This is a genomic window from Burkholderia aenigmatica (genome assembly GCF_048627025.1).
GTDB classification, from domain to species: Bacteria; Pseudomonadota; Gammaproteobacteria; order Burkholderiales; family Burkholderiaceae; genus Burkholderia; species Burkholderia aenigmatica.
Genome location: NZ_CP184469.1, coordinates 2,217,105 through 2,238,201 on the forward strand (window position 1 = coordinate 2,217,105; position 21,097 = coordinate 2,238,201).

General features: G+C 65.7%; 22 protein-coding genes and 1 tRNA gene. 11 read left to right on the top strand and 12 right to left on the bottom strand.

Annotation, left to right across the window (positions count from 1 at the left end):
- Positions 1–127: 127 nt before the first annotated feature.
- The 5 genes from ACN8ZM_RS26895 to ACN8ZM_RS26915 all read right to left on the bottom strand — a co-directional run bounded on the left by ACN8ZM_RS26895 (position 128) and on the right by ACN8ZM_RS26915 (position 4,250).
- Positions 128–670, bottom strand: coding sequence for a MarR family winged helix-turn-helix transcriptional regulator (locus ACN8ZM_RS26895; RefSeq protein ID WP_043178095.1), 543 nt, complete (start codon positions 668–670; stop codon positions 128–130).
- Between the two features lie 319 nt (positions 671–989).
- Entirely contained in the window at positions 990–1,679 is a 690-nt protein-coding gene (locus ACN8ZM_RS26900; RefSeq protein ID WP_174958266.1) for a DUF2848 domain-containing protein, read from the bottom strand.
- A gap of 72 nt (positions 1,680–1,751) precedes the next feature.
- Positions 1,752–2,138, bottom strand: a complete 387-nt coding sequence (locus ACN8ZM_RS26905) for a cupin (protein ID WP_089453518.1) — start codon at positions 2,136–2,138, stop codon at positions 1,752–1,754.
- A gap of 48 nt (positions 2,139–2,186) precedes the next feature.
- Entirely contained in the window at positions 2,187–3,665 is a 1,479-nt protein-coding gene (locus ACN8ZM_RS26910; RefSeq protein WP_043178102.1) for a 4-hydroxyphenylacetate 3-hydroxylase family protein, read from the bottom strand.
- Between the two features lie 36 nt (positions 3,666–3,701).
- Positions 3,702–4,250, bottom strand: coding sequence for a flavin reductase family protein (locus ACN8ZM_RS26915; protein WP_205823405.1), 549 nt, complete (start codon positions 4,248–4,250; stop codon positions 3,702–3,704).
- Positions 4,251–4,505: 255 nt separating this feature from the next.
- Here ACN8ZM_RS26915 and ACN8ZM_RS26920 point away from each other — a divergent pair, with 255 nt between their 5' ends.
- Positions 4,506–5,717, top strand: coding sequence for an IscS subfamily cysteine desulfurase (locus ACN8ZM_RS26920; protein ID WP_420211231.1), 1,212 nt, complete (start codon positions 4,506–4,508; stop codon positions 5,715–5,717).
- A 58-nt stretch (positions 5,718–5,775) separates the two neighbouring features.
- Here the strand turns inward: ACN8ZM_RS26920 and ACN8ZM_RS26925 are convergent, their stop codons facing one another.
- Positions 5,776–6,318 carry a MarR family winged helix-turn-helix transcriptional regulator gene (locus ACN8ZM_RS26925; protein WP_043178107.1) on the bottom strand — a complete coding sequence of 181 codons (543 nt, stop codon included), beginning with the start codon at positions 6,316–6,318 and terminating at the stop codon, positions 5,776–5,778.
- Between the two features lie 128 nt (positions 6,319–6,446).
- On the opposite strand from ACN8ZM_RS26925, the gene ACN8ZM_RS26930 reads away from it, so the two are divergent.
- Positions 6,447–7,037 (top strand): nuclear transport factor 2 family protein, encoded by a 591-nt coding sequence (locus tag ACN8ZM_RS26930; protein ID WP_420211232.1) that lies wholly within the window; start codon positions 6,447–6,449, stop codon positions 7,035–7,037.
- A 38-nt stretch (positions 7,038–7,075) separates the two neighbouring features.
- Here the strand turns inward: ACN8ZM_RS26930 and ACN8ZM_RS26935 are convergent, their stop codons facing one another.
- Together ACN8ZM_RS26935 and rtcR are read right to left on the bottom strand one after the other, a co-directional pair.
- Entirely contained in the window at positions 7,076–7,603 is a 528-nt protein-coding gene (locus tag ACN8ZM_RS26935) for an SUKH-3 domain-containing protein (RefSeq protein WP_420211233.1), read from the bottom strand.
- Positions 7,604–7,681: 78 nt separating this feature from the next.
- Positions 7,682–9,301 (bottom strand): RNA repair transcriptional activator RtcR, encoded by a 1,620-nt coding sequence (gene rtcR, locus ACN8ZM_RS26940; protein ID WP_420211234.1) that lies wholly within the window; start codon positions 9,299–9,301, stop codon positions 7,682–7,684.
- A gap of 337 nt (positions 9,302–9,638) precedes the next feature.
- On the opposite strand from rtcR, the gene ACN8ZM_RS26945 reads away from it, so the two are divergent.
- The 5 genes from ACN8ZM_RS26945 (at position 9,639) to ACN8ZM_RS26965 (ending at position 14,684) form a co-directional block, all read left to right on the top strand.
- A tRNA-Phe gene (locus ACN8ZM_RS26945) sits at positions 9,639–9,711 on the top strand.
- 258 nt (positions 9,712–9,969) lie between these two features.
- Positions 9,970–11,109, top strand: a complete 1,140-nt coding sequence (locus tag ACN8ZM_RS26950; protein ID WP_089453576.1) for a slipin family protein — start codon at positions 9,970–9,972, stop codon at positions 11,107–11,109.
- A gap of 62 nt (positions 11,110–11,171) precedes the next feature.
- Positions 11,172–12,395 (top strand): RtcB family protein, encoded by a 1,224-nt coding sequence (locus tag ACN8ZM_RS26955; RefSeq protein WP_043179171.1) that lies wholly within the window; start codon positions 11,172–11,174, stop codon positions 12,393–12,395.
- Positions 12,396–12,450: 55 nt separating this feature from the next.
- Positions 12,451–13,263 (top strand): nucleotidyltransferase domain-containing protein, encoded by an 813-nt coding sequence (locus ACN8ZM_RS26960; protein ID WP_174916075.1) that lies wholly within the window; start codon positions 12,451–12,453, stop codon positions 13,261–13,263.
- Positions 13,264–13,523: 260 nt separating this feature from the next.
- A complete protein-coding gene (locus ACN8ZM_RS26965) occupies positions 13,524–14,684 on the top strand; it encodes a DUF1176 domain-containing protein (protein WP_420211235.1) in 1,161 nt (386 codons plus the stop codon).
- 9 nt (positions 14,685–14,693) lie between these two features.
- On the opposite strand, the gene ACN8ZM_RS26970 is transcribed toward ACN8ZM_RS26965, so the two are convergent.
- Positions 14,694–15,362 carry an O-methyltransferase gene (locus ACN8ZM_RS26970; RefSeq protein WP_420211236.1) on the bottom strand — a complete coding sequence of 223 codons (669 nt, stop codon included), beginning with the start codon at positions 15,360–15,362 and terminating at the stop codon, positions 14,694–14,696.
- Positions 15,363–15,494: 132 nt separating this feature from the next.
- On the opposite strand from ACN8ZM_RS26970, the gene ACN8ZM_RS26975 reads away from it, so the two are divergent.
- Complete coding sequence (locus tag ACN8ZM_RS26975; protein WP_420211237.1) at positions 15,495–16,790, top strand: O-acetylhomoserine aminocarboxypropyltransferase/cysteine synthase family protein; 1,296 nt, start codon at positions 15,495–15,497, stop codon at positions 16,788–16,790.
- 183 nt (positions 16,791–16,973) lie between these two features.
- A complete protein-coding gene (locus tag ACN8ZM_RS26980; protein WP_420211238.1) occupies positions 16,974–17,699 on the top strand; it encodes a ZIP family metal transporter in 726 nt (241 codons plus the stop codon).
- Between the two features lie 22 nt (positions 17,700–17,721).
- Here the strand turns inward: ACN8ZM_RS26980 and ACN8ZM_RS26985 are convergent, their stop codons facing one another.
- Entirely contained in the window at positions 17,722–18,225 is a 504-nt protein-coding gene (locus tag ACN8ZM_RS26985; RefSeq protein ID WP_420211239.1) for a hypothetical protein, read from the bottom strand.
- A gap of 64 nt (positions 18,226–18,289) precedes the next feature.
- Positions 18,290–18,565 (bottom strand): DUF4148 domain-containing protein, encoded by a 276-nt coding sequence (locus tag ACN8ZM_RS26990; protein ID WP_420211240.1) that lies wholly within the window; start codon positions 18,563–18,565, stop codon positions 18,290–18,292.
- Between the two features lie 317 nt (positions 18,566–18,882).
- Here ACN8ZM_RS26990 and ACN8ZM_RS26995 point away from each other — a divergent pair, with 317 nt between their 5' ends.
- The gene (locus ACN8ZM_RS26995) at positions 18,883–20,043 is read left to right on the top strand and encodes a porin (protein ID WP_420211241.1); all 1,161 of its coding nucleotides are present in this window, start codon (positions 18,883–18,885) and stop codon (positions 20,041–20,043) included.
- A gap of 199 nt (positions 20,044–20,242) precedes the next feature.
- Here the strand turns inward: ACN8ZM_RS26995 and ACN8ZM_RS27000 are convergent, their stop codons facing one another.
- On the bottom strand, positions 20,243–20,647 hold the full coding sequence (locus tag ACN8ZM_RS27000; protein ID WP_420211242.1) for a hypothetical protein: 405 nt from the start codon (positions 20,645–20,647) through the stop codon (positions 20,243–20,245).
- Positions 20,648–20,788: 141 nt separating this feature from the next.
- Here ACN8ZM_RS27000 and ACN8ZM_RS27005 point away from each other — a divergent pair, with 141 nt between their 5' ends.
- Positions 20,789–21,076 (top strand): DUF4148 domain-containing protein, encoded by a 288-nt coding sequence (locus ACN8ZM_RS27005; RefSeq protein WP_420211243.1) that lies wholly within the window; start codon positions 20,789–20,791, stop codon positions 21,074–21,076.
- Positions 21,077–21,097 lie beyond the last annotated feature (21 nt).

Below are 21,097 nucleotides of genomic sequence, written 5' to 3' on the forward strand. Positions count from 1 at the left end.
AACCCGTGCGTGCGAACCAATCGACCAAGGACATTGCAGCGGACACGGGTGACGCGACGCGCATCCGATCCTGCCAGTTGCGGCAGCGTAACCCGACGGCGCTTCGCCATCGGCATGAATGCGCTGGTCAGATCGTTCCCAGGTCTGCCAGATACTGGTTCAGATTGAGCGTCGCCCGATCGCCATTGATCACGAGGCGGTCGACCAGCGAGCAAAGCACCTTGAACTCGGCCGATGTGACGCCCTCGAACAGTACGTTATTGATGTCCTGTTGCCGGCGCGCCAGCCCCCGAAGCAGCGCTGAACCGGCGGACGTGATCGTCAACAGCGTTCGCCGCCTGTCCTCCGGACGGCGCTGTTTGTCGACCAGCCCGTATTTCTTGAGCTTGTCGGTTTCGACCGTGACGTACCCGACACTGAGGTGCAACTGGTCCGCCAGACGATCTACCGTCACCGAGCCATCCGACGAAAGATGCGCAATCGAGATCAGCAACGAGTACTGGATGCCCGTCAGCCCAATCAATGACCCGAAACCGTCGCGCACCGACTGCAACCGCACCGCGAACGGCAACAGCCCGTTGACCAGGCACCGAAACGCCGCATCCGTCCCGTCAACCAGACACGCTCCGGTGGTGATGGACAGAATGCGCTCGTCGTTCAAGTTCGCCATGGCAGTCGCTCCTTGATGGCACATCATTTAGCTTTGTTGAATAGGTATAGATCAAATCTTTTTTGATAACCAGTGTCATTTTTGGAGACTGCCAAGCCAAGCGACGTCTTCCGTCGTGCCCGCAGATCGCCGCATTCAAGCAAAGAGACGCCAACCGCTTGCGCGATCGCGTTGAACCGACGAGAAATCCGTCGGCAGAGCCACCGCGAACGAGACCGGCGCCACGATTCGTTGTGGCCACCGGGTCGCGCAAGCACAGTGCCCCGCGCAAAGGTCATCGCGATCTGCCGCGCGTGATGGTGTGTTCGCGGAGAACGCGTCAGCCCGCGACAGGCAGCGTATCCACCGCATACGCGTGCCGGATCGTGCGGCCCAGCACCGGATCCTCCAGCTCGACCTCGAACCGCTCGGCCGGCCGAATGCCGCCGATCGCCGCAAGCGTGCCGCACAGCATCGCGGTGCCGTCGACGAAACGGCCGTCGTGACGTGCGAACTGCGCGAGCAGGTCGTCCGGTGCGCGCATCGCGGTTACCTTGCCTTCCTGGTACAGCACGCGCTCGCCGTCGATCGTCGCGTACGCGCGCAGCACGAGCTGATCCCAGTGCCCGGCCACGTCGTCGAACTTCCACAGCGTGTTCGCGCACGGCTTGCCGCACATCTGCTTCGACACCGTGATCCCGTACGTCTCGACTTCACGATCGGTGTGGTCGGACGCGATGCCGACGAAGGTCTCGCCGCCGTCGCGCACCAGCACGAACTCGGCTTCGCCGCTGCTCTGCCCGCCCGATACCTGGATCGCGGGCGCCGGATCGAGACGATCGGCCGCGACGCGGTAGAACACCGGCGTCGTCGCCGGACGCTTGACGCCGAGTTCCTCCAGCTCGCGGATGTGCTTCTCCATGGCGACCGTGTCGCGGCCCGTCCAGCCTGCGATCACGAGCGTGTCGATCGCGATCGCGCGCTCGGTGCGGCCGTCGCGACCGTCGATCGCGAACGTGATGGTTTTCATCGAATACTCCTCGTGGCGGGCAGCGCACACGGGATGCGCCGCCGCCCGCCGTATGTCATGGATCGGCCGCGCTTACGCCGGGTCGTAGTAGTGGATCTCGAGCAGCACGCAGCCGCCATTCGACTTGAACGGGCCGTGCCATGCGCCGGGCGGTCGCACCGCGTACGTGTAGCCGTTGAACGGCGTGCCGCCGTTGCCGTGCTCGTCGTTGCCGACGGTCAGGTCGCCCTCGACGAGAAACACCTCTTCCCAGTAGTCGTGGACGAACGGCTTCTTCGTGTGCAGCCCGGCCGGCAGGCGCAGCAGGCGCGTGCGGCTGCCGCGCTTGCGCTCGGTGTCGAGCGCGCCGGACAGGATCAGTTCCTGCGCGCCGGACGCCGGGTCATAGCCTTCCGGCAGCCGCCAGTCGCGCTGCATGTCCAGCGTATGGAATTCGTCGTGAAGCTTGTTGATGGCCATCTGTCTCTCCTGTTGCGATAGCGGGTAAGTCGGGCGCGATGCGACACATCAGGCGGCGCGCGGCGTCGACAGTTCCTGGTTCAGCGAATAGCTGCCGAGCATCGAATCGACCAGATGCGACGCGCGCTGCCAGTCGTACGTGCGATACGCGTGCCCCTTCGTGACGAACGACGCGCCGGCATAGAACAGTTCGTACTGGTTGTGGCGCGACGCGAATTCGGAGCCGACCGCGTCCCACGCGAGCTTGAAGAATTTCACGCGCTCCTCGGACGAGCACACCGGCGACTTCTGCGTCTTCTCGATGATGCGCAGCAGGTCGGGGTTCTCGAAGTCGCGCACGCTCGACGGCAGCATGATCATTCCGCCGCCGGCGAGCTCGCGCAGCGTGTTGAGCACCTTCGAATAGAGCTGCTGCGTGACGACCTGCGAGCCGTACAGCATGTTGCGGTCGGGCACGTAGAAGCCGTTGACGACGGTGCCCTTCGCTTCCATCCCGTAGACCCACGCCTCGACCATCGACGCTTCGGCCGCGAGCTGGCCCAGCGTTTCGCGCACCTGCGGGAACGCATTCGTGCCGTTGACCTCGGAGATCTTCAGGCCGAGCCCGACGAGGAAGCGCAGCTTCGTCATCAGCCGCACCTGGCACTGGTAGTTCTGGTACACGTGCGCGGGCGTCGCGTGGAACTGCTTCGCGCACATCGCCGGGTTGCCGGCGACGAAGATCCGTTCCCACGGCACCTTCACGTCGTCGAAATACAGCACCGCGTCGTTCTCGTCGAAGCGGCTCGACAGCGGGTTGTCGAACACCGACGTCGCGTTTTCCTCGTACGACTTGCGCGACAGGATCTTCATGCCCTTCGCGTTCATCGGCACCGCGAACGACAGCGCGTACATCTCGTCGCCTTCGCGCAACGGCTGGATGCAGCTGCAGAACACTTCGTTCGCCATGATCCCGCTCGTCGCGAGCATCTTCGCGCCGCGCACCGTGATGCCTTCGGCATCCTGATCGACGATGCCGACCGCGAGGTACTTGTCCTCCTGCTCATGCGCGGCCTTCGACTGGTTCGCCTGCGGATTCACGATCACGTAAGTCAGGAACAGGTCGTTGTCGCGCGCATAGCGGTAGTAGTCGCGCAGCGCGCCCGCGCGCGCCGGATCGTATTGTTCGAACACGTCGGCGCCCATGTACATACCGGAAAGACAGGACGCGACGTGGTCAGGCGAGCGGCCCATGAAGCCGTAATGCAGCTCCGACCACGCTTCCATCGCGGCACGGCGTTCGACGAGTTCGTCGTAGGACGTCGGCAGTTGCCAGATCCGGCTGACGCGGTTGCCCGTGTCGGGTGACACGAACGTCATCTTCTCGACGTTCTCGTCGCGCGCCTGGTAGTCGTACAAGCTTGCGTAGCTGCGGATCGAATTGCGGAATGCCGCATGCGCGGTCACGTCGCCGACCGGCTGGCCGTTCAGGTAGACCTGCCGCCCGTCGCGCAGCGACGCGATGTGCTGAGTCCCGTTCTTGATCATGATGTCCTCCTGGGTGGAATGAAGCGTGGATTGCATTCAGGCAGACGGCGCGTGCACGCCGTCGAGCGTGCGGTAACGGCCGCCGAAGAAGATCAGCGGGCGCCCTTCCGAGCGCGCGCAATGCCGCGTCACGCGGCCGACGAAGATCACGTGATCGCCGCCGTCGTACTGCGCATAGGGTTCGCATTCGAACGTCGCGAGCGCGTCGGGCAGCAGCACCGCGCCGTCGTCATCGGCCGCGTCGGCCCGCCAGCCCCACTTGTCGCCGTTCGCTTTCGCGAAGCAGTTCGACAGGTGCTGCTGCGTCTCGTCGAGCACGTTGACCGCATAGCCGCCCGCACCGGCCAGGTCGCCGAGGCTCAGGCTGCGACGGTCGACCGAGAACAGGATCAGCGGCGGATCCAGCGACACCGAATTGAATGACGCGACCGTGATGCCGATCGGCATCCCCTCTTTGCGCGGGGCGGTAATCACCGCGACGCCCGTCGCGAACATCGACAGCGCGGTGCGAAAGCGCCGCTGCGCGTCGGCACCCGCACCGGTTCCGGCATGGTTCTCGCTCATCTCGTCCTCCTTGGGTTGCATCGCTGGATTCCGCTGCGGAATCCAGCCCAACAAAGCACCGTTATTTAGCTTTGTTATTTAGCTTTTATTAAATGTAAACACAAAGGCAGGTTCAAGTTGTCGTAAACCCTGACCTTGAAAGCTTTGTTTGAAAGACAACCCTACTGGCGTGATGGATGTTGCGCGGCGCCCGCGAATGTCCACGTACACTGCGGCTACCCTGTGCCGCGGGGCTTTCATGCCCCGCGGGAGACACCGCTTTCCGGAGCCGCTTCGATGCAATCCCGTCCGATCTACATGGACTACAGCGCGACGACGCCCGTCGATCCGCGCGTGGTCGACAAAATGGTGCCGTTCCTGCACGAGCAGTTCGGCAATCCGGCTTCACGCAGCCACAGCTACGGCTGGGATGCCGAGCAGGCCGTCGAGGAAGCGCGCGCGCACGTCGCGGCACTGCTCGGCGCCGATCCGCGCGAAATCGTGTGGACCTCCGGCGCGACCGAAGGCAACAACCTCGCGATCAAGGGCGCCGCGCACTTCTACCAGGGCAAGGGCAAGCACCTCGTCACGGTGAAGACCGAGCACAAGGCCGTGCTCGATACGTGCCGCGAACTCGAACGCCAGGGCTTCGACGTCACGTATCTCGACGTACGGGAAGACGGCCTGCTCGATCTCGATACGGTGCAGCGGGCGCTGCGCGCCGACACGATCCTGGTGTCGGTGATGCTCGCGAACAATGAAACGGGCGTGATCCAGCCCGTCGCCGAAATCGGCGCGCTGTGCCGCGCGCGCGGCATCGTGTTCCACTGCGATGCCGTGCAGGCGGCCGGCAAGATTCCGGTCGACGTGAATGCGTTGAACGTCGACCTGCTGACGGTGACCGCGCACAAGGTCTACGGCCCGAAGGGCATCGGCGCGCTGTACGTGCGCCGCAAGCCGCGCGTGCGGATCGAGGCGCAGATGCACGGCGGCGGCCATGAGCGCGGGATGCGCTCAGGCACGCTGCCGACGCACCAGATTGTCGGGATGGGCGAGGCGTTCCGGCTCGCGAAGAAAGAGATGGGGGAAGAAAGCCGCCGCGTCGGCGCATTGCGCGACCGGTTGCTGGCGGGCCTGTCGACGCTCGACGAGGTTTACGTGAACGGCGATCTCGCTCGCCGGATTCCGCACAACCTGAACGTCAGCTTCAATTTCGTCGAAGGCGAATCGCTGATCATGGGAATCAAGGGTGTCGCGGTATCGTCAGGCTCCGCATGCACGTCGGCGTCGCTGGAACCGTCATACGTGCTGCGCGCGCTGGGCCGCAGCGACGAGCTCGCGCACAGCTCGATCCGCTTCACGCTCGGCCGCTTCACGACCGAAGCCGAAGTGGACAGCGTGATCGCGCAGGTGCGCGACACGGTCGGCAAGCTGCGTGCGCTGAGCCCGCTGTGGGACATGCATCTCGAAGGGGTCGACCTCAATACGATCGAGTGGGCCGCGCACTGAGCATGGCCGATGCGTCAGGCCGCCCGGCGATCGCGGGCCGGCCTGCGGCTCGCGCGCGTCAGCCTTTTTCCTGGCGCGCGATCAGGTGTGCGAGATCGAGCGTCGCGCGGTCGCCGTTGGTGACGAGGCGGTCGATCACCGAGCAGAGTGCCTTGAATTCGGTCTTCGTCACGCCTTCGAACAGCACGTTGTTGATGCGCTGCTGCGTATCGGCGAGGGCCTTCAGCAGCTTCGAGCCGGCCGGCGTGACCGTGAGCCGCATCTTGCGCTTGTCGTCGGGATCCGAACGTTTATCGATCAGGCCGAGCTTCTTCAGCTTGCCGGTCTCGATCGTGACGAAGGCGCCGCTCAGGTGCAGGTGATCGGCGAGGCGGTTGACGGTCACGACGTCGTCGTGCGACAGATGCGCGACCGATACGAGCAACGAATACTGGATGCCGGTGAGGCCCATCAGCGAACCGAAGCCGTCGCGCACCGACAGCAGGCGGGCCGCGAACGGCAGCAGCCCGTTGATCAGATGGCGAAATTCCGTGTCCGTGCCGTCGATCAGGCAGGCCGGGTTGGTAATGGTCAGAACGGACTCCTCTTGCTGCTTGGCCATGACTTCGACGCTCCGTACGGTCATGCGAATTTAGCTTTGAAACGAAATTATACGGCAAAGGCACATCCGCTCCCGGCCAAGGCCGGCCGGCGCATGCGGCCCGATTTCCCGATACAGGAGGCTCGTCCATGCCCTTCCCGCTTCATCCCGCAACGGTTCGCGCGCTGCTCGAATGCTATCTGCGCGCAAAGGACCTGAACCGGCCCGCGCTGATCGCCGACTGCTTCGCGGCCGATGCCGAGCTGAGCTTTTCGCTCGCGAACGACGATATCGATTTTCCGCCGCGCGTGACCGGCGCGGCCGCGATTGCACGCACGCTGGTGGAGGAATTCGGCGAGCGGTTCGAGCGCTGCCGGACGTATTACGTTTGCACGGAACCCGAAATCGACTCACACGGCGTCAGCGGGATGTCGTGGCTCGTCGTGATGCGGCAGAAGGACAACGGCGCGTTGCGGATCGGGCATGGCACGTACCGCTGGCAGTTCGCGGGCAACGGCGAAAGCGAACATGCCACGCGGATTGCCGCGCTGCATATTCATATCGCACGAATGGATACGATCGACGATCCGCAGTCGGCGAAACTCGATGCGCTGCACGCGGCGCTCGGGTATCCGTGGCTGCCGGCGCACGCGTTCGCGCACGGGCTCGCGGATGTCGCGGCGATGCAACCGGAATGGGCGTTCCTCGCGCCGTTCCGGCAGGCAGCCGCGGCCGGCTGAAGGACGGCCGGACGAGCCACCGCATCACGGCGCGGCCGCTAACCGTCGCGCCCGGCAAGGAGCTGCGCGGCCGTCATCACGCGGGGATCGTCACTCGTCAGATCCCCGCCGTAATAGGCGATCGTCGCGCGTTCGTCGAGCAATAGCGGAATCGCGACCCGCCCGCACAACGTCCGCTCGACCGCTTCGCCGAACGTGAATCCGCACAGATACACGCCGTCGACCACGCAGTTCGTCGCGAACACACGCCCGTGCGCATCGACATAAAACTCGACGTACCCGAGATCGTCCTCGGCGACGCCGATCATCGTCGTCCCGAGCGCCTGTTCCCACGCGGCAATCTGGCGATCCCGGTGCGCCAGCGGATGAAACGCGAGCCCCATCCGCGCGCAGGTTTCCCCGCGGCGATCGGCGCGATCCGTTCCCACGATCAACCCGTCGAACGCGCGCAGGATCGTATCGCCCGGATGGTCGCCATCGTGCGACGACACGCGGCCCTCTGCATCGCCGCGCCAACCGGCCGCGACGAATAGCGGCCTGACAGTCGAAGGAATCTCGATCAACACAACGCTCCTGAAGTTTTCGCACACGATACGGCACACGTGAACGCCCGCCGCCGTTGAGGCATCACCCCTACCGGCCCTTCACCGCACCCCGTCGAGCGCCTTCCGCACGCCTTCCCACTCCAGCCCGAACCGCGCGAGATACTTGCGCAGCCGGTCCGCATCGTTCGGCTGCTTCTTGCTCTGCCGCGATACCGCGAACAGCGTGCGCCCGGCTTCCGACAGGCTGGCCGACACGCGGCACACGTCGAGCACGCGTTCGAGCTGCGCGCGGTCGAACAGGTCGAGTTCCGCCGCACGCGCGCCGAACACCGCGTCGACGCAGGCATCGGACGCACCCGCGCCGCCCGGCGACGACCACGTGCGCGTCAGCCGTTCGACTTCCTGTTCCGCGAGCGCCTCGGTGATCCGCCCCGCATCGGCCAGCGTCGCCATCCGCGTGACCGATGCCGACAGCTCGCGGAAGTTGCCGGCCCACGCCGCGCGCGGCGACGCGGCGAACGCGAGATAGCGCCGCTTCGCCTCGACGTTGAACCGTACCTGCTCGCCCTGCTCGCGGCCGAAACGGTCGAGTTCGAATTCGAGGTTCGGTTCGATGTCCTCACGGCGCTCGGCCAGCCCCGGCAATTCGTATGTCCACAGGTTGATCCGCGCATAGAGATCCTCGCGGAACGAGCCGGCGGCCACCATCTGCCGCAGGTCGCGGTGCGTGCCCGCGATCAGCTCGAAATCGCTGGTCGCCTCGACGTCCGCGCCGACCGGCAGGAAGCGCTTTTCCTCGATCGCCTTCAGCAGCATCGCCTGTTCGTCGAGCCCGAGTTCGCCGATCTCGTCGAGAAACAGCAGGCCGCCGTCCGCCGCGCGCAGCAGCCCGGCCCGCGCCGTCTGCGCGCCCGTGAACGCGCCCTTCACGTGACCGAACAGCGTCGACATCGCCGCGTCGCCGCGCAGCGTCGCGCAGTTGATCTCGATGAACGGCCCCGCGAGCCGATGGCGGCCGCGCTTCAGCTCGTACACGCGTTTCGCGAGAAACGACTTGCCGGCGCCCGTCGGCCCGACCAGCAGCATCGGCGCGCGCGAACGCACGGCCACGCGCTCCAGTTGCTCGATCAGTGCATTGAAGCGCGCGTTGCGGGTCGCAATGCCGGCCTTCAGGAACGACACCGTTTCGTCCCGCTCGCGCGTGAAGCGCTGCGCGATCCGGTTGTAGCGCGACAGGTCGAGATCGATCACCGATATCGTGCCCGGCCCGCTCGGTCCCTCGTCGGTCTGCTTCGGCGGCCCCGTCTGCACGAGTCGCGCGGGCAGGTAACGCGCTTCCGCCAGCAGGAACCAGCAGATCTGCGCGACGTGCGTGCCGGTCGTGATGTGGATCAGGTAATCCTCGCGTTCGAGGTCGAACGGATACGCACGCGCGTAGTCGTGCAACGTCGCATAAACCTCTTCGAAATCCCAGGGATCGTGGAGCGTGACCGGCGTGAGCCGCACGTCGGTCTGCGGCGACAGTCGCGCGAGATCGTCCCGCACCTGGTCGGCGAGACGCGTGTAGTCCAGCGAATGCAGCAGTTCGAGCCGGTCGATCGGCAGCTCGGGCTGCTCGCACAGCGAAATCGTCGGCCGCCATTTGCGGTAACGGCGCGGCGCGCGGCCGCCCTGATCGAGCACGGTGCCGAGAAAACCGATGGCAACAGTCTTTCGCATGTTTATCTCATGGGATAAGAAGCGATCTGATTGTATCGGATTTTCTCGATAACGCGATGCGGGAAGCATCGACACCCAGCCCACCGAAAAAATAAATTCCCTTTATTTTCAATTGCTTAAAAAATATTCGAAGCCCAAACGCGCCCACTGGCACGCTCCTCGCTAAATAGAAAGCGCCGGATGTCCCGCTGGCCCGCGAGCCAGGGTTCAACAAGCCCTGCTGGTGCGCCGCCGCCGAACTTGGTTCGTTGCGGCAGCGCATGCCGCCATGGACAGATGAAGGCAAACGGGCGCGCGCCAGGATGCTTCGTCCGGGTTCGAATCCCGGGGCGCCCATTGTTCGGAAGCTCAGCCAGGTGGAGCAGCCGGCGAAAGCCGGCCGGTGGCGGGTTCGAATCCCGCTCGAACACTGTCCGTAACGACAGTCTGTTGATAGAAGCAGTACCCGCCGGTGCGGGCCGCAAGGCCCGCCGCGCGTCGGACCGGTTGCGGTTCCGCGCGATCGGCCGGACGGCCGCACGGCCCGCGCGAAGGCGCACGACGACGCGATGCAGGATGTGTCGCCGTGCCCTTCGACGCCGGGCCAGCGCGCCGCCCGCCCGGTTGCGTCGCCCCGCGATCCGCACGATGCGTGTCACCCGGCGGTCATTGAAGAAAAGGACAAGAATATGTGGATGCGACATGTCGTGAAAAAGAACGAACGCGCGCTGCTGATGAATGAGGGCGATTTCGTGAAGGTGCTGGAACCGGGCGTGTTCAAGGCCTTCGATCCGTTCAAGCGCCTGTCGGTGCAGACCGCGCGTCTCGACGCGCCGCTCGCCGACACGGCACTGGCCAATTACCTGCGTCACGACGCACCGGACGTGCTCGCCCGGCACTTCGTCGCGATGGATCTCGCCGACGATGAAGCCGGCCTGCGCTACGAAGACGACGTGCTCGTCGAGATCCTGGCGCCGGGCACGCGCCGGCTGTACTGGCGCGGCCTGGCCACGCACCGACTCGAACGCGTCGATCTCGCGCAGGACAGCATGCTGCCGGCCGCGCTCGTGAAGCGCATCGCGCAACCGGCACTGCGGGCGCGCGGTGTGGCGGGCCTGACGGGCGTGCTGCTGGCGCAGGTGCCGGCGTACCACGTCGGCGTGCTGAAGATCGACGGCAAGATCGAGCGGTTGCTGGACGCGGGTACTTCGGCGTTCTGGCGCTTCAACCGTGACGTCACGGTCGAACTCGTCGACCTGCGTTTGCAGGCGATCGAAGTCGGCGGACAGGAAATCCTGACGCGCGACAAGGTCGCGCTGCGGCTGAACCTGTCGGCGACGTGGTGCTATGCGGACGTGCTGCACGCGTTCGGCCAGCTGCAGAAGCCGGTCGAACACCTGTATCGCGAGCTGCAGTTCGCACTGCGATCGGCGGTCGGCACGCGTTCGCTCGACGAGCTGCTGGAGGACAAGCAGTCGATCGACGACGTCGTGATCGCCCAGGTGCGTGATCGCCTCGGCCATTCGGGCGTGGAGGTGCGCAGCGTCGGCGTGAAGGATATCGTGCTGCCGGGCGACATGAAGACGATTCTTGCGCAGGTGGTCGAAGCGGAAAAGTCCGCGCAGGCGAACGTGATTCGCCGCCGCGAGGAAACCGCGGCCACGCGTTCGCTGCTGAACACCGCGAAGGTGATGGAAGAAAACCCGACCGCGCTGCGGCTCAAGGAGCTGGAAACGCTCGAGCGCGTCGCGGAACGGATCGACCGCATCTCGGTGTTCGGCGGTCTCGACCAGGTGCTGAACGGACTCGTCAGCATCAAGGGTGCGTAATGCATCAAACGGCGCGGCACACGTGTGCCGCGCCAGACGAACGAATGAATCAGGTGAAGCAAATGACTGACATGGATTACCAGGTAATGGAACTGGCCAACGGCAAGCCGGTGAAGATGTGGACGCAAGGCGTCGCCGTCGAAGACGAAGCGCGCGCGCAACTGCGCAACACCGCGCAGATGCCGTTCATCTTCAGCCACGTCGCGGTGATGCCGGACGTCCACCTCGGCAAGGGCTCGACGATCGGCAGCGTGATCCCGACGAAGGGCGCGATCATTCCGGCCGCGGTCGGCGTCGACATCGGCTGCGGGATGATGGCCGCGCGCACGACGCTGACGGCGTCCGACCTGCCGGATTCGCTCGCGGGCCTGCGCAGTGCGATCGAACGCGCGGTGCCGCACGGCCGCGCGCCGGGCCGCCGCGATCCGGGCGCATGGGGCGACCGCACGCCGGCCGCCGTGACCGAATCGTGGAAGTCGCTGCAACCGGGCTTCCAGCGGATCGTCGACAAGTATCCGAAGCTGGAAAAGACGAACCACTACGCGCATCTCGGCACGCTCGGCACCGGCAACCACTTCATCGAAGTGTGCGTCGATGAAGCGGACCACGTGTGGTTCATGCTGCACAGCGGCTCGCGCGGCGTCGGCAACGCGATCGGCAGCCTGTTCATCGAACTCGCGCAGGCGGACATGCGGCAGCACATCGCGAACCTGCCGGATCGCAACCTCGCGTATTTCACCGAGGGCAGCCGACACTTCGACGATTACGTCGAAGCGGTCGGCTGGGCGCAGGACTACGCGCGCCGCAACCGGCAGGCCATGATGGATGCGGTGATCGGCGCGGCGCGCGGCGTGATCGCGAAGCCGTTCTCGGTCGACGAACACGCGGTGAACTGCCACCACAACTATGTGCAGCGCGAACGCCACTTCGGCGAAGACGTGCTCGTGACGCGCAAGGGCGCGGTGTCCGCGCAGAAGGGGCAGCTCGGGATCATTCCGGGCTCGATGGGCGCGAAGAGCTTCATCGTGCGCGGGCTCGGCAACCCGGACAGCTTCTGCTCGTGCAGCCACGGTGCAGGCCGGACGATGAGCCGTACCGAAGCGAAGCGCCGCTTCACGGTCGACGACCAGGTCAAGGCAACCCAGGGCGTCGAATGCCGGAAGGACGCGGGCGTCGTCGACGAAATCCCGATGGCCTACAAGGACATCGACGCGGTGATGGCGGCCCAGCGCAGCCTCGTCGAAGTGGTGCACACGCTGCGCCAGGTGGTGTGCGTGAAAGGATAGCGCGGTGCGCGGCCGATGGCCGGCGGCCGCGCACAACGAAAGGGAAACAACAATAATGAAAACGGAAAAATTGACGACCGTGCGCAGCGCGCATCCGGTCGACCCGGCCGTGCGAGCGCGCGTGATGGCGGAGCTCGCGGAAGTCGAGCGACGCCACGACGTGAGCGTGCTGTTCGCGTGCGAATCGGGCAGCCGCGGCTGGGGCTTCGCATCGCCCGACAGCGATTACGACGTGCGCTTCGTGTATGCGCACCGACGCGACTGGTACCTGAGCGTCGAACCGCAACGCGACGTGATCGAGCGGCCGCTCGACGACGAGCTCGACGTCAGCGGCTGGGAACTGCGCAAGGCGCTGCAACTGCTGCGCCGCTCGAACCCGACGCTGCTCGAATGGCTCGACTCGCCCGTCGTGTATCGCGAAGACGCGCGCTGGGCGCCGCGGCTCAGGTCGCTGGCGTCGGCGTTCTTCTCGCCGGTGCGCGGCCGTCATCACTACCTCGCGATGGCGAAGAAGAACTTTCGCGGCTATCTGCAAGGCGACACGGTGCGTTACAAGAAGTACCTGTACGTGCTGCGGCCGCTGCTCGCGGTACGCTGGATCGACTCGGGGCTCGGGATGCCGCCGATGCGCTTCGTGGATCTCGTCGACGGCACCGTGCATGAGCCGGCGGTGCGCGCGGAGCTCGACGCGTTGCTCGCGCTGAAGATGAGCGCGAACGAAAGCGAATACGGGCCGCGCCGGCCGGCAATCCACGCGCTCGTCGAGACGATGCTCGCCGATGCCGAACACGATCGCGAATACAAGCGGCCATGGGGCGACGTGGCGATGCTCGACGCGTTCTTGCGCGACGTGGTCGACGGTCGATGAAAAGCGAACGGTGCGATGCCTGCGGGGATCGCACCGTTTTTTTGCACCCTCACTTGTCCGACCCATACCGGGCAGCAATGTCCGTGCCTGCACACTACGCGTCGTCGTCGCGATCGCCACGCATGGCGGCGGTATACTCGATGCCGTTCGGTCACGCGCGCCGCCGCATGCGCTGCAGCCCTCGACCTGCCCCGCTTGCTGACGATGCGCTTGCAGTCCGACGTCTTCCGCCCGCCCATCCACAGCCGATCCGAACCGTCATGTCGCACCGCCTTTCGCTCGCCATCGCCGCCCTCCTCGCCGTTTCCCCGATCGTTGCCCAGGCTCGCCCGCTCGCGCGGCCGCCGGTCGAGCGCAACTTCAAGAACTGGTCGGTCGTCTGCGACAACAGCAACCGTTGCATTGCCGAAAGCCACACGGACGATATCGACGACGCACGCACGCGCGTCATCCTGCGCGTGACGCGCGATGCCGGCCCGGACGCACAAGCCTCGCTCGACCTCTACGCGACGGTGCCGCTGGACCTGCGCACCGCACGCGTCGACGGCCGGCCGTTCGATGCGGCGCCCGCACAATGGCAGCCGTCCGGCGACAAGAACGACGACGCGCCCTCGTTCTGGACGCGTGTCCGGATCCGGACCAGCGATCCGGCAACGGTTGCCGCCTGGCTCGCCGCATCGCGCAACGGGCAACTGCTGAGCTTCGGCGATCCCGCGTCGGCCCAACCCGCCCGCACGCCGTTGTCGGGATTGAGCGCCGCGCTGCTGCTGATCGACGACACGCAGGGCCGCGTCGGCACGGTCACGGCGCTGCTGCACCCCGGCACCCGGCCCGCGTCGTCGGTGCCGGCCGCACCGGCACTACCGCCCGCCGTCGTGCCGGCGCCGCTGCCGGGCGGCGCCGTGTCGGCCGCCGAGCAGGGCCCGCTCGTCGACGCGGTGCTCGCGAAATTCGGCGGCGACGTGAAGCAATGTGCGGCCGATGTCGAAGACGAAATGTCCGCCAGCGATCGCAGGAAGGCGTCGTTCGCCTATGCGATCTCCGCCGACGAGGCGCTCGTCTCGATTCCGTGCCAGACCAGCAGCCTGTATAACCACACCGACCTGTGGTATCGCGTGCGACGGACGGCACCGTTCACGCCGACGGCGATGAATTTCGGCGAGAACGCGAATGCGGGGCTCGATTCGGCGTCATTCGCGAACGAACTGACCGACGCCGGCTACGCCACGATCGGCGCGATGCTGTCGAGCAAGGTCAAGCTGCGCAGTGCCGGCGATTGCGGCTCGACCGCCACGTGGATCTTCGACGGCCGGCACTTCATGCTCAGCGATATCGCCACGCACGGCACCTGCAACGGCCTGTCCGACGATCAGTGGCCACGCCTGTATCGACGGGCCGACGCGCCAGCCAGCCCGCGCTGACGCACCCCGTTACGCGCCGACGATCGAGATCGAGAACCCGTCCCAGCCCTTCTGCCCGACCGTCTGCACGGCCGTGGTCGTGACGTTCGGGGCGGCCACGAGACGCGCGAACCCGTCGCGCACGCCGGCCACGTCGGGCTCGCGATTGTCCGGATCGGCCACGCGCCCGGCGCGCACGACGTTGTCGACGACGATCACCGTGCCGGGCCGCGACAGCTTCAGCGCCGCGTCGAGATAGACCGGGTTGTTGTCCTTGTCGGCATCGATGAAGATGAAATCGAACGGCGCGCCACCCGCGTCGACGAGCCGCGCGAGGCTGTCCTTCGCGCTACCCACCACCACCGTCACGGCCTCCGCGAACCCGGCACGCGCGATGTTCTGCGTCGCGACCTTCGCGTGTTCGGGATTCAGTTCGAGCGTCACGAGCGTGCCGCCCGGCGGCAATGCGCGCGCGAGCCAGATCGTGCTGTAGCCGCCAAGCGTGCCGACTTCGAGGATCCGGCGCGCGCCGCGGATCGTCGCGAGCACTTGCAGCAGCTTGCCCTGGTTCGGCGCGACGTTGATCGCGGGCAGCCCGGCCGCGTCGCTCGCCGCCAGCGCGGCGTCGAGCGCGTCGTCGGACGGCACGAGCGTCGCGGAGAAATACGCATCCACCTGGTTCCAATGATCCTGATTCATCGCGCACCCCTTGTTTGCGGAACAGGCATTTTATGCGGCACCCGGCCATAAGCAACAAACCATTCGTTCTAAGAGCCGTCGCGCGCGTGCTCCTATAATCGCTCGACCACCACAACAACACACGGAGCACCCATGACCGATCAGGCCTCTTCGAACTGGCGTCTCGAAACCATCGCCGTGCACGGCGGTTATCGTCCCGACCCGACCACGCGCGCGGTCGCCGTACCGATCTACCAGACCGTTGCGTACGCATTCGACGACACGCAGCACGGCGCCGACCTGTTCGACCTGAAGGTGCAGGGCAACATCTACACGCGGATCATGAATCCGACGACGGACGTGCTCGAGCAGCGGATCGCCGCACTCGAAGGCGGCATCGGCGCGCTCGCGCTCGCCTCGGGGCAATCGGCCGTCACGTATGCGATCCAGACGATCGCGGAAGCCGGCGACAACATCGTGTCCGCGAGTTCGCTGTACGGCGGCACCTACAACCTGTTCGCGCATACGCTGCCGCAATACGGGATCACCACGCGCTTCGCCGATCCGCGCGACCCCGCGTCGTTCGAACCGCTGATCGACGCGCGCACGAAGGCGATCTTCGCGGAATCGGTCGGCAACCCGCTCGGCAACGTCACCGACATCGCCGCGCTCGCGGAAGTCGCGCATCGCCACGGGATCCCGCTGATCGTCGACAACACGGTGCCGTCGCCGTACCTGCTGCGCCCGTTCGAGCACGGCGCGGATATCGTCGTCCACTCGCTGACGAAGTATCTCGGCGGGCACGGCACGAGCCTCGGCGGCGCGATCGTCGATTCGGGCAAATTCCCGTGGGCCGAGCATGCGGACCGCTTCAAGCGGCTGAACCAGCCCGACGTCAGCTATCACGGCGTCGTCTATACGGAAGCGTTCGGGCCGGCCGCCTATATCGGCCGCGCGCGCGTGGTGCCGCTGCGCAACATGGGCGCGGCGATCTCGCCGTTCAATGCGTTCCAGATCCTGCAGGGGATCGAAACACTGGCGCTGCGCGTCGAGCGGATCACCGACAACGCGCTGAAGATCGCGCAGCATCTCGCACGCCACGAAAACGTCGAGTGGGTGAACTACGCGGGCCTGCCCGATCATCCCGACCATGCGCTCGTCGCGCGTTACCTGTCGGGCCGCGCGCCGGGCATCCTGACGTTCGGCGTGAAGGGCGGTCGCGACGGCGGTGCGAAGTTCCAGGACGCGCTGAAACTGTTCACGCGGCTCGTCAACATCGGCGACACGAAATCGCTCGCGACGCACCCGGCATCGACGACGCACCGGCAACTGTCGCCGGCCGAACTCGCGAAGGCCGGCGTGAAGGAAGAAACGGTACGGCTGTCGATCGGCATCGAGCATATCGACGACCTGCTCGCGGATATCGACCAGGCGCTCGCGCAGCTTTGACCGGGACGGGCGCTCCGGCTGGCCGGTGCACCCGGCATCGAATGGGTTGACCTTGAAGCGGCTTCAAGGTGTTCAATCCCCGGTTGAAGCCGGGGCACCCGCCCGGCGCGTACGAACCGCATCAGGCAGCCGAGTAGCCAGACGCCGGCCCTGCTGCGGTACGCCAACCGTTCGAGAGGCCTCATGACACCGACCGCGAAGCTTGCGCTGCTCACGTTACCGCCCGTGCTGGCGGCCTGCTTCGGGGCCCTCGCAGCGGCATGGCGCGCCCCCGGCCCGAAAACGTCGAGCGTCATCCAGCATTTCACCGGCGGCATCGTGTTCTCGGCCGCCGCACTCGAGCTGTTGCCGCAGGACCGCGCGCATGCGCTGTTTCCGGTCGTCGTCGGCTTCGTGCTCGGCATCGCGCTGATGCTCGCGATCCGTGCGCTGTCGGGCGCGATCGAGACGCGCTTCGAGGCAGCGCAACTGCCCGTGAGCCTGATCATCGTCACCGCGATCGATCTCGTCGTCGACGGCCTCGTGCTCGGCATCGCGTTCTCCGCGAGCGACGAAAGCGGCATCATCCTGACCGTCGCGCTGACGCTCGAGGTGCTGTTCCTCGCACTGTCGGTCAGCGCGGCGCTCGCGGCCGCCGGCGTCGGCCGCTTGCTGTCGATCGTCGTACCTGTCGGGCTCGCGGCGCTATTGAGCATCGCCGCCGTGGCCGGTAACGCGGCGTTCGCCGGGCTTCCGGCCAATCTCTACGCGGCGCTTCTCGGGCTAGGCACCGTCGCGCTGCTGTACCTCGTCACCGAAGAACTGCTGGTCGAAGCGCACGAGGTCCCCGAAACACCGTTCGCGACAGCCGCGTTCTTCATCGGCTTCATCGTGTTCTTCCTGATCGAAGGATCGGTGAAGGCCGGATAAGCCGCGCACAGCCGCGCACCGGCTACCACGTCGTCGCGCCCGTCGGATACGGTTCGACGATGCGCGTGCCGTTGACGGGCGTCACACCTTCGTTGCGCAGCGCGGCCCACAGGTCGATCGCATGCTCGCGCGACTTGCGGCTGCCGTCGTCGGTCAGCACGTTCAGCGCGATCACTTCGTCGCGTGTCGTCAGTTGCAGCTGCTCCTTCAGCTTGCGCGACTGATGCGACGCGCTGCGGATTTCGCCGAGCAGGATCCGCCTCTCCGCGACGGTCGATCCGCCGCCGGCATCGGCCGCCACGAACGTCAGCCGGCCGTTGTCGACCTCGCATTGACCGCGCGTGAACGTCGCGCTCCACTCGCCGGCCGGCACGGCCGCGAACTCGCAGCGCATCCGTTCGTTCGTGCGCCGGCCGACATCATGCGCCGACGCGTGCGACAGCGCACGTTCCGGCCAGCCGGCCGCCATCGCGGCCGTCGACATCAGGCACGCCGCGAGCACGATTCCTTTCGCAACATTGCGCATGGCACGCTCCTCTTCTTGTGGGGTGCGGCCGGCGGGCACTACGCCGGTCGGCCGTGAATGACGATCAACGCACCGCAAACCGGTTGTCGTGCGCATCGACCAGCGGCGCCGTCTCGCCGCGATGCACCGTCGCGCGATGGATTTCCTGGTTGCGCGCGACGGCGGCCGGGCTCGCCGGGTAGTCGTGATTCGGGCTCGGGATCACGCCGTCGTGGCGCGCCCGCACCAGTTCCTGAAGGACTTCCTGCCGGGTCTTCTGCGGTGCGGCCATCGCTTGCGAGAGCGCCGCCATCGACAGTGCGGCAGCGGCGGCGACGATCATCGGTCGCGGAATGTTCATGTCGTTTGCTCCTTGATGTAGATCCGAGACAGGAGCCTTCACTTTGATCCGGCGGCGGTGCGGAATCGTGATTGCCGCATGACGGTTTCGTCACCACCGAGACATCTTCTGCATCGCACTGCGAATGAACATTCTTCACGCGTTTCTGCGCTCGTGACGCGGCGATGACATTTTTCTCATTTGTCCCTCACCTTCACGATTCAACCGCTTTCCAGAATCGGCAACGCGATCGCGATATTTCCCACCCGCCGGCCAAGCACGCGGTACCGAAATTGAGCGATGCACAAAACGATCATCTTGAACTCCAGGGGCACACCATGAAAACTCCAGTTCGGCTCGCCATGATGTCGGGTGCGCTGCTCGCGGCCACTCACGCGGCACATGCGTCGGAAGTCACGCTATACGGCCTGTTCGATACGTCGCTGACTTATGTATGGAACGCCAACGCGGAAGGCAAGAATCTCGTCGGCCTCGGCAACGGCAACCTGCTCGGCAACCGCTTCGGCGTGAAGGGCGCGGAAGATCTGGGCAGCGGGCTGAAGGCGATCTTCACGCTGGAAAACGGCTTCAATCCGAATACCGGCGCGCTCGGGCAAGGCAACCGGATGTTCGGCCGGCAGGCATTCGTCGGCCTGGAAAGCGCGCGCTGGGGCACGCTGACGCTCGGCCGCCAGTACGACGCGCTCGCGGATGTCGCATGGCCGGTCACCGGCGACTTCTACTTCGGCAGCGTCTACGCGACACCCGGCGACGTCGACAACTACGACACGTCGTCGCGCACCGACAACGCGGTGAAATACTCCTCGCCGATGATCAACGGATTCCAGTTCGTCGGCATGTACGCACTCGGCGGCGTGGCCGGCAAGAGCGGCGCCGGGCAAACCTGGTCGGCCGGCCTGTCGTACAGCAACGGGCCGGTCGACGTGGCTGGCGGCTACTACTACGCGGCCAATCGTTCGTCGCTCGCCAACGGCATCCGCACCGGCTGGAACGGCACCTCCGACGGCACGTTCGACGGGTCGCTGGTCAACGGCGGCTACATCTCGGCAAAATCGATCGGCATCGCGCGTGGCGCGTTGCGCTACAGCTTCGCGCCGTTCGCGGTCGGCATCGACTACAGCAATGCGCTGTACAAGGCCGATGCGATGTCCGCGTTTCGCAGCACGCAGAAGTACGACACCGCGCGCGGTTTCTTCAACTACCAGGCGACGCCCAGCGTGCTCGTCGGCGTCGGCTACAGCTACACGCGCGCCCGCGGCGATACGAGCGCGACCTACCATCAGGTGTCGGCCGGCGCCGATTACGTGCTGTCGAAGCGCACCGATCTCTACGCGGTCGGGGCATGGCAACGCGCGAACGGCGAGCAACGCACACTCGACGGCGGCACGCAAACGGCGCAGGCGTCGATCGGTTCCTATGGCTATGGCGGCACGCGCACGCAGGGCATCGTCAATCTCGGGTTGCGCCACCGGTTCTGAGCGCGGCGGCGATACGCGCGCCACGTGACGAAAATTTCATGTTCCGATCAGGTTCGCGAAGCGTCGTATCGCTACGATCGAAGACGTGACGGGCAGCCCCCGTTCCAGACCACGCAAGCGGGTCGCTGCCGCACGGCACGTCACGCGTTAGGCCCGGACACGTCGAGTGCCGGGCTTTTTTTTGGTTGCACCCCGATGATCAGGGCGTTGAATTGCGCTGTGGAAACAGGCAGTTATGCGTTTTCACATAGAGGTTCGGATTGCCGCAGCGATGCCCGGCATAGTCGATCTGCTCGCCAGGCATGAGGTCGGTCGGCACCGGCTTTTTTGCGGCGGTCGGTGCAGTCTGCGCGGTTGGCGTGGTGCCGGAACGTGTCGATGCGCAGCCGGCGAACAACGGTACGATCAGGACTGCGATCAAGGCTAGGCGAATGGCGGGACGATGCACTTTTCGGTCCGGAAGGAAAGTCTGAACAAGGCCGCCCGCTTTCGATACCGATGTCGCGAACGGCGTGAATGCCGTGGGCCACGTCGACCATCGGCAGACTTCATGTTCCGCTTCCCGCTCATCGCACCCATGACGCGAACATGACACTTGCGTCATGTCGGTCGCATCCGAACGACGCATCTCCGCATCACGCAATCTGACGCATTTTTCATCTCGCGATCACGATCACGCACGGCTGCTTTCGCATACTGGGTCCACGGTTCGCCAACCGGCGGCCCCGATCAAGGAGAGCACTCGATGAAAACCGCAAAACTCGCAGCACTGTTCGTCTCCGCCACGCTGTCGCTCGGCATGGCCACGCAGGCCGCATTCGCGCAGACGCAAACGCAGGGCAAGACCCGCACGCAGGTCGTCAATGAACTGAAGCAGGCGCAGCACGACGGCGTCGTGCCGGTGAGCAAGACGCAGTACCCGCCGACCGGCGAACTCGTCGCGCGCAACAAGGAACTTCACGGGATTTCGGTGCATGGCGGCGAGAGGAAGCCGCAGACCGACAACCACGACAACCTGACTGCGCAGCAATGACGCTCGGGTACGCGACCGCAG

Excerpts from the sequence above, each read along its gene's own strand:
- ACN8ZM_RS26895 (WP_043178095.1), bottom strand. The coding sequence starts at position 670 with ATGGCGAACTTGAACGACGAGCGCATTCTGTCCATCACCACCGGAGCG.
- ACN8ZM_RS26900 (WP_174958266.1), bottom strand. The coding sequence starts at position 1,679 with ATGAAAACCATCACGTTCGCGATCGACGGTCGCGACGGCCGCACCGAG.
- ACN8ZM_RS26905 (WP_089453518.1), bottom strand. The coding sequence starts at position 2,138 with ATGGCCATCAACAAGCTTCACGACGAATTCCATACGCTGGACATGCAG.
- ACN8ZM_RS26910 (WP_043178102.1), bottom strand. The coding sequence starts at position 3,665 with ATGATCAAGAACGGGACTCAGCACATCGCGTCGCTGCGCGACGGGCGG.
- ACN8ZM_RS26915 (WP_205823405.1), bottom strand. The coding sequence starts at position 4,250 with ATGCAACCCAAGGAGGACGAGATGAGCGAGAACCATGCCGGAACCGGT.
- ACN8ZM_RS26920 (WP_420211231.1), top strand. The coding sequence starts at position 4,506 with ATGCAATCCCGTCCGATCTACATGGACTACAGCGCGACGACGCCCGTC.
- ACN8ZM_RS26925 (WP_043178107.1), bottom strand. The coding sequence starts at position 6,318 with ATGGCCAAGCAGCAAGAGGAGTCCGTTCTGACCATTACCAACCCGGCC.
- ACN8ZM_RS26930 (WP_420211232.1), top strand. The coding sequence starts at position 6,447 with ATGCCCTTCCCGCTTCATCCCGCAACGGTTCGCGCGCTGCTCGAATGC.
- rtcR (WP_420211234.1), bottom strand. The coding sequence starts at position 9,301 with ATGCGAAAGACTGTTGCCATCGGTTTTCTCGGCACCGTGCTCGATCAG.
- ACN8ZM_RS26950 (WP_089453576.1), top strand. The coding sequence starts at position 9,970 with ATGTGGATGCGACATGTCGTGAAAAAGAACGAACGCGCGCTGCTGATG.
- ACN8ZM_RS26955 (WP_043179171.1), top strand. The coding sequence starts at position 11,172 with ATGACTGACATGGATTACCAGGTAATGGAACTGGCCAACGGCAAGCCG.
- ACN8ZM_RS26960 (WP_174916075.1), top strand. The coding sequence starts at position 12,451 with ATGAAAACGGAAAAATTGACGACCGTGCGCAGCGCGCATCCGGTCGAC.
- ACN8ZM_RS26965 (WP_420211235.1), top strand. The coding sequence starts at position 13,524 with ATGTCGCACCGCCTTTCGCTCGCCATCGCCGCCCTCCTCGCCGTTTCC.
- ACN8ZM_RS26970 (WP_420211236.1), bottom strand. The coding sequence starts at position 15,362 with ATGAATCAGGATCATTGGAACCAGGTGGATGCGTATTTCTCCGCGACG.
- ACN8ZM_RS26975 (WP_420211237.1), top strand. The coding sequence starts at position 15,495 with ATGACCGATCAGGCCTCTTCGAACTGGCGTCTCGAAACCATCGCCGTG.
- ACN8ZM_RS26980 (WP_420211238.1), top strand. The coding sequence starts at position 16,974 with ATGACACCGACCGCGAAGCTTGCGCTGCTCACGTTACCGCCCGTGCTG.
- ACN8ZM_RS26985 (WP_420211239.1), bottom strand. The coding sequence starts at position 18,225 with ATGCGCAATGTTGCGAAAGGAATCGTGCTCGCGGCGTGCCTGATGTCG.
- ACN8ZM_RS26990 (WP_420211240.1), bottom strand. The coding sequence starts at position 18,565 with ATGAACATTCCGCGACCGATGATCGTCGCCGCCGCTGCCGCACTGTCG.
- ACN8ZM_RS26995 (WP_420211241.1), top strand. The coding sequence starts at position 18,883 with ATGAAAACTCCAGTTCGGCTCGCCATGATGTCGGGTGCGCTGCTCGCG.
- ACN8ZM_RS27000 (WP_420211242.1), bottom strand. The coding sequence starts at position 20,647 with ATGACGCAAGTGTCATGTTCGCGTCATGGGTGCGATGAGCGGGAAGCG.
- ACN8ZM_RS27005 (WP_420211243.1), top strand. The coding sequence starts at position 20,789 with ATGAAAACCGCAAAACTCGCAGCACTGTTCGTCTCCGCCACGCTGTCG.